This window comes from Deltaproteobacteria bacterium (genome assembly GCA_030654105.1).
Classification (GTDB): domain Bacteria; phylum Desulfobacterota; class SM23-61; order SM23-61; family SM23-61; genus JAHJQK01.
Window position 1 is genome coordinate 1 of the sequence record JAURYC010000002.1, and the last position, 6,020, is coordinate 6,020.

General features: G+C 51.3%; 6 protein-coding genes. 4 read left to right on the forward strand and 2 right to left on the reverse strand.

Going from position 1 to position 6,020, the window contains the following annotated elements; all coding sequences use genetic code 11:
• The 4 genes from Q7V48_00065 to larA form a co-directional block, all read left to right on the forward strand.
• The coding region (locus Q7V48_00065; GenBank protein MDO9209138.1) for an ATP-binding protein at positions 1-890 on the forward strand (890 nt) is incomplete at its 5' end.
• Between the two features lie 103 nt (positions 891-993).
• The gene (locus Q7V48_00070) at positions 994-1,359 is read left to right on the forward strand and encodes a response regulator (protein MDO9209139.1); all 366 of its coding nucleotides are present in this window, start codon (positions 994-996) and stop codon (positions 1,357-1,359) included.
• 97 nt (positions 1,360-1,456) lie between these two features.
• Positions 1,457-2,779, forward strand: coding sequence for an iron-containing alcohol dehydrogenase (locus Q7V48_00075; protein MDO9209140.1), 1,323 nt, complete (start codon positions 1,457-1,459; stop codon positions 2,777-2,779).
• A gap of 115 nt (positions 2,780-2,894) precedes the next feature.
• Entirely contained in the window at positions 2,895-4,331 is a 1,437-nt protein-coding gene (gene larA, locus Q7V48_00080; protein ID MDO9209141.1) for a nickel-dependent lactate racemase, read from the forward strand.
• 167 nt (positions 4,332-4,498) lie between these two features.
• On the opposite strand, the gene Q7V48_00085 is transcribed toward larA, so the two are convergent.
• On the reverse strand, positions 4,499-5,647 hold the full coding sequence (locus tag Q7V48_00085; GenBank protein MDO9209142.1) for an HRDC domain-containing protein: 1,149 nt from the start codon (positions 5,645-5,647) through the stop codon (positions 4,499-4,501).
• Positions 5,634-6,020 (reverse strand): hypothetical protein (locus Q7V48_00090; GenBank protein MDO9209143.1); only part of this gene is annotated, 387 nt, incomplete at its 5' end. The genes Q7V48_00085 and Q7V48_00090, both read right to left, overlap by 14 nt.

The following is a 6,020-nucleotide window of genomic DNA, read 5'->3' on the forward strand; positions in this document are numbered from 1 at the left end:
TGGGGATCTTGCGGGGAAAAGGCACTCTAAAGAACTATGAAACGAAGGTGGTGAAAAAAAACGGAACTGTTCCGATCCTGACCTCGGCTTCCTTGCTACAGGATGAATCCGGGCAGATCATTGGCACCCTGGGGGTTTTTAAAGACCTGACCGAGAAGAAAAAGTTGGAAGGAGAATTGAAAAAGACCCAAGCCCATCTGATCCAAGCCGGGAAGATGCGCGCCCTGGGAGAGTTGGTCGCCGGGGTGGCCCATGAGCTGAACAATCCCCTGATGGCTGCGGATACCTTCCTCTACGTCATCCGGGAGAATTTGGACAAAGAGAATGAGAACCAGAAGCGGCTGGAGTTGATTCAGCGGTGCCATGAACGCATCGCCAAAATCATCAACCACCTGCGCGATTTTTCCCGGCAGTCCAAGTTTGCCTTTCGCAAGATCGACATCAATGAGCCCATCGAAAATGCCCTCATGATTACGGGCCAGCAACTCCTGAATCACGGCATCCGGTTGATAAAAAACTTTTCTCCGAACTTACCGAAGATCTGGGGGGATGCCAATCAGCTGGAGCAGGTTTTTCTCAACCTCATATCTAACGCCCGGGATGCTATGGGGAAAGTGGATCGCAAGCGGGAACTGACCATTAGCACGGGTTTGATTTTACGTAACGGATGGAATGATATGGAAATCTCTTTCAAAGATACAGGGTCCGGAATTCCGGAGGAGAATCTGGATAAGATTTTTGAGCCCTTTTTCAGTACGAAGCAAGTGGGGAAAGGTACAGGGCTGGGTCTCTCGATCTGTTATGGCATCATCGAGGCTCACGGGGGACGGATAGAGGTGGAGAGCAAGCTTGATGAAGGAACGACCTTCCGGGTAATTCTACCGGCTTAAAGCGGAGCGATGGAAGCTGGTTGGGAGCAGATGGAGGTCTAAAAAAGTTTTCCGAGTTTTCGATTTAAAGAAACTATTCCAAGAATAAAAGGAATGAAAAATCATGGCCAAAAAGATCTTAGTGGTAGACGATGATGAATTGGTATTGATAGCTATCCAGGAGTTGCTTGCCCCCTTGGGATTTTCTGTAACCACATCCCTCAACGGACCCGAAGCTCTGGAAAAAATTTCCGGTGAACGATTTGACTTGATCATCTTGGATGTGATCATGCCGGAAATGAACGGGTTCGAAGTCTGCCAGAAGATTCGCCAGATCAACTCCTACGTCGAGACACCGATCATGATGCTGACGGCGAAAAGCGGCGAAGAAGACAAACAACGGGGAGTGGAAGTTGGGGCCAACCTTTACCTGCCCAAGCCGATTGCGCCCAAGCGCTTGATCACTTTGGTCGAAGAAGCGATAAAATAAAAATTTCGGAATGCGGATTTCGGAATGCGGAATTAATCGTTAAGAGCTTATTCCGCACTCCGCATTCGTCAATCCGCAATTTGAGAAGGAGGTAGCGATGGAAAGATACATAGAAAATGCCCGCAAGATGCTAAGCGATTGGAAAGGAAATTCCTACTTTTTCGGATTCGATGTTCTGGGCAAAGTGGGCGATTTGGCCAGCCAGTACGGGAAGAAGGCCCAGTTGATTATGGCTGATCTGGGAGAAGCCTGGATGGCTGGAATCCAGAAACCGGTAAGCGATTCCCTGAGAGAAAAAGGGGTGGAATTTGAGGCCATTGCCGGTGCCAGGCCGAATGCCCCGCGGGAAGATTTATACCGGCTGGCTCTCCATGTAGCCCGCTCCCGGCCTAAAGTAATCATTGCCGTGGGGGGTGGGAGCACCCTCGACGCGGCCAAGGCTGCCAATGTTCTGGCAACCTATTCCCCTGCCGATGTCCAAAATACCCTGCAAGTTTCCGACTCCATGGCCAGTTCGGTTGATCCTTATTTTGGCGTGGGCAATGTGACCAAAGTAAAGAACCAAACGAATCAATTTCTCATTCCCCTCGTCGCCGTACAGACTGCGGCTAGCTCGGGTGCCCATTTGACCAAATATGCCAACATCACTGACTTGGTCACAGGACAGAAAAAGCTCATCGTCGACGAAGCGATCGTGCCGCAGGCTGCTGTCTTCGATTATGGGGTGACTCTGGACTCTCCGATGAACCTCACTCTGGATGGTGGCTTGGATGGCATCGCTCATGCTTGGGAGGTTTTCATGGGGGCGACGGGCCAGCCCTATTATACCAAAATGAAAGAAGTGGCCAGAGCTTGTTTGAGATTGATCGTCTATGGACTTCCGCAAGTGAAGGTAAATTCCCGAGACCGACAGGCCAGGCTTTGCCTGGGATTGGGCACTGACCTGGGAGGGTATTCCATCATGATCGGAGGAACCAGCGGGCCCCATCTGGGAAGCTTTTCTTTGATTGACGTGCTAAGCCATGGACGGGCGTGCGCGATTCTAAATCCGTATTACACGGTTTTGTTTGCCCCCAGGATCCAGGATCAATTATCCGTCTTTGCCGCAATTTTACAAGAAAGAGGGTTTATCAAAGCCAAAACGGAAGGTAAGAAAGGGCGGATGTTGGCCATGATGGTCGCCAAAGGGATGATTCAGTTTTCTAAGTCCCTGGGTTTCCCCGCAACGTTGGCGGAGGCGGGTGTGTCCAAAGCATATTTGAAACGAATGATCCAGGCAGCCAAGGATCCCCAGCTGAAGATGAAGCTGCAGAACATGCCTACACCCATGGAAGCGGAGCGGGGAGATGTGGACCGGTTGATGAAACCGACCCTGGAAGCAGCGTTCACCGGGGACCTGGATTTGATTCCCCAAGAATAGAAGGAATTCGGAGTGCGGATTTCGGAGTGCGGAATGTCGATTATCGGAATTCGGATTATGAATTTTTTTCCGCATTCCCCAATCAGCATTCGGCAGTGGATAGGGGGTTTAAAAGATGAGATTAGATCTAATGGCTGCCCTGAAAAATACCAAAGTCAGAGATTGGAAGAAGATAAAAGTGGAATTTTCCGGCGGGCCGCTCAGCGTGTCTGTGCCGCGGGATTGCGTCGTATTGAACATGAAAAAAGCAGAGGTCTTGAAGAACCCGGCCAAGGAGATCGAGGAAGCCCTCGAAAAACCTTTGGGAGACCTGAGTTGGGAAAAAATTATCAAAGGGAAAGGGAAGCCTGCGGATGAACTGCAGGTAGCCATCACCGTTTCGGACATCACCCGTCCGGTTCCTTACAAAGGAAGAAACGGGATCCTTCCTCCCCTTCTCCAAAAACTGCAGGCTTTGGGGGTTCGGCAAAAGAATATCCGGATCATCGTGGGAACGGGAACGCACCGGGCCAGCACCCCCCAGGAAAAAGTCAAGATGCTGGGGAAAGAGGTCGTTGCTGCCTATGAAGTTCAGGACCATGACTGCGAAGCCCGGGCCAACCTGGTTTATGTAGGAGAGACGCCCAGCGGCACCGCAGTTTTCTTGAATAAAAGTTTCGCTGAGGCCGACTTGAAGATCGCCACTGGCTTAACGGAAAGCCACTTCATGGCGGGTGCTTCCGGCGGGAGGAAGGCGATTTGTCCCGGCTTGGTAGATCTGCGGACCATCCAAAAATTTCATAGTCCGGATTTTCTTGAATCTCCCCAGGCCACCAACCTGATGCTGGAAGGTAACCCGTGCCACGAGGAATCGGCAGTCATTGCCAAGGCTGTGGGGGTGGATTTCACGATAACCGTAACTCTGGATAAAGACATGCACCTGACCGGCGTTTTCGCGGGAGATCTGGAAAAAGTTTTGGAAGAAGCCGTGCGTAAGATTAAAACCTACGTGGCCATTCCGGTGTTAGGTGAGTTTGATATCGTTATAACCCATGGGGGATACGTGGGCCGGAACCATTACCAGGTTGCCAAAGCGGCAGTGGGAGCCCTTCCAGCCGTGAAAGGTAAGGGAGTGATTATCATTGCCGCCGACAACCGGGATGAAGAGCCTATCGGCGGGCCTGAATACAGAACCTTGATCCACCTCTTGAAGCTCCAAGGAGTGGATGGATACGTAGATTTGCTCCAGTCCCCAGCATGGAAGTTTACCAAGGACCAGTGGGAGCCTGAAGTCTGGGGGAGGGTGTTAAGAAAGGTAGGAGAAGAAAGGCTGATCTACTGTACTACTGATATTCCTGAGAAAGATTTCACGATGCTTCCCGGGGTCAGCGGCTATGAATTTCTTACCCCACCAGGGAGGAAAAAAAGCCGGGCCAAAAAGGTTCAAGAGATGGTGCAAAACGCGGTTATTTATTTTCATCATCAATATGCCACCCAGAACATTTCTCCGCGCCTGGCCTTCATCAGCGAAGGCCCGTATGCGGTTCCAATAAAAACAGGCGATGGATTATAGGCCATAGGCAATAGGTGGCCAATTCCATACCATAGGTTACCTGGATGTGCCAGAGCATCGGTTACCCTCGGGGTGAAAGCAGTTTATTATAGATCGAAAAAGGTTCCCAGGAGGTAAGGAAAGTGGGACGCTCACAGAAGCGGAAAATTGGGGAGAGGCCTTCTGAGCTATTTGCCCTTTCCTTGCAACACAGCCAAGACCTCTTGGCCGAATGCTTCTTTCTGCCAGGTTTTTAAGCCGGGAATTTCCTCCAAGTCTTGGCGGGAACGAGGGTTCTTTTCAACAAGAGAATGGATCATAGCGTTGTTGAGCAGGAGGGTAGAGTCCATTCCCAGATTATCCGCCCGCGCCTCCTTCCAGGCCTTGAGGGCCTTTATCCTTTGGCGGACGGCAGATGAAATTTTTGGTTTTTCTCTTCGGGGGTAAGAGGGAAGGCCTGTCTCGGGTAAGCCTGCGGCCTGCCGCAGTCGGTCCAGCAAAGGCTGCCCAAAGATGGCGACCTGCCTCGGGGAAAGGATTTTAGCCGTCTCCAATTCTTTCATGGTCAGGGGCTTTTGCCGGGCCAGTTCCAGAATGGGTTCGTTTCCCAGGACCTTGAAGGGGGGACGGTCCGTCTTCTCTGCCTGGGCGTTGCGAAACTGGAGGAGAGCTTCCAGGACCGCAAGGGACCTGGGATCCAAATCGGATGCTCCTTTGACCCTGAGGAAAAAAGGTCCGCGGTCGAGGGAGTTAGGGCGGATCCGGCTCAAAGCAGCGCTTTCCTCCTCCACCCAGGACAGACGATTCCTTGCGGTCAGTTCTTTTTCGAGCATCCGGGCCAAAGGGATCAGGTAAATGACATCCATAATGCCGTACTCTAACATCTCGGGGGAAAGGGGCCGGGCAGACCAATCTTGCTTCTGAAATTTTTTGTCCAGAGCAACCTGGAACCGGTTGCGGAGCAGGGCTTCCAGGCCGGTTTCTTTGAGACCCAAAAACCGGCAGGCCAGCTGGGTGTCAAAAATATTGTTGATCTCAATCTGGAAATCCCGGTAGAGGGAGCGGATGTCATAGTCGGCACCATGGAAAACCTTGCGCATGGCCGGATCGGCCATGACCGGCCGCAAAGGAGAAAGATCGACGATGGTCAAGGGGTCAATCGCCAGGTTCAGATTCTCTGTGGCGACCTGAATAAGGCAAACTTTTCCCCGGTAATGGTATAGAGAGTCTGCTTCGAGGTCCACGCCGATGATTTTTTCTTCGGCGAGAAGCTTTGCCGCCCGCTCCAAGCTGGACAGCGTTTCGATCAATTGGTAGGAAAATTTATTGTCGCTCATTCCCGTCCTTCGAACTAATTATTTTTAAAAGTTCACTCACCTTTTTTAGCATACCATACAATATTCGATGACCAGCCTTTCCTTGGGGCAATGAGGACTGATCAAAAGCCATGATTGTGTTCACCATTTCATCGAAGCTTTCCACTTGAAGAGCACCCGTCTGTTTGAACAGGGACTTCCAGATTTCAGGGGCCGCCGTCAGGGAAGCGGTATGAGAAGCAGCCGCCCTCATCCCCTGCTCCGTTATCCCCCCTTTTTTTCCATAGTTCTTCCTCCATTCGTCTTCAGCCAGCTTCTTTTCTTGCCTACGGTGACCCAACCATAGAATAAAAATTCTTGACAAGCAAGCCGGTGGGGAGGCTCTGATCCTCGA

Bases quoted from the DNA above. Each gene is read 5' to 3' on its own strand.
- Q7V48_00075 (MDO9209140.1), top strand. From the start codon at position 1,457: ATGGAAAGATACATAGAAAATGCCCGCAAGATGCTAAGCGATTGGAAA.
- Q7V48_00085 (MDO9209142.1), bottom strand. From the start codon at position 5,647: ATGAGCGACAATAAATTTTCCTACCAATTGATCGAAACGCTGTCCAGC.
- Q7V48_00070 (MDO9209139.1), top strand. From the start codon at position 994: ATGGCCAAAAAGATCTTAGTGGTAGACGATGATGAATTGGTATTGATA.
- larA (MDO9209141.1), top strand. From the start codon at position 2,895: ATGAGATTAGATCTAATGGCTGCCCTGAAAAATACCAAAGTCAGAGAT.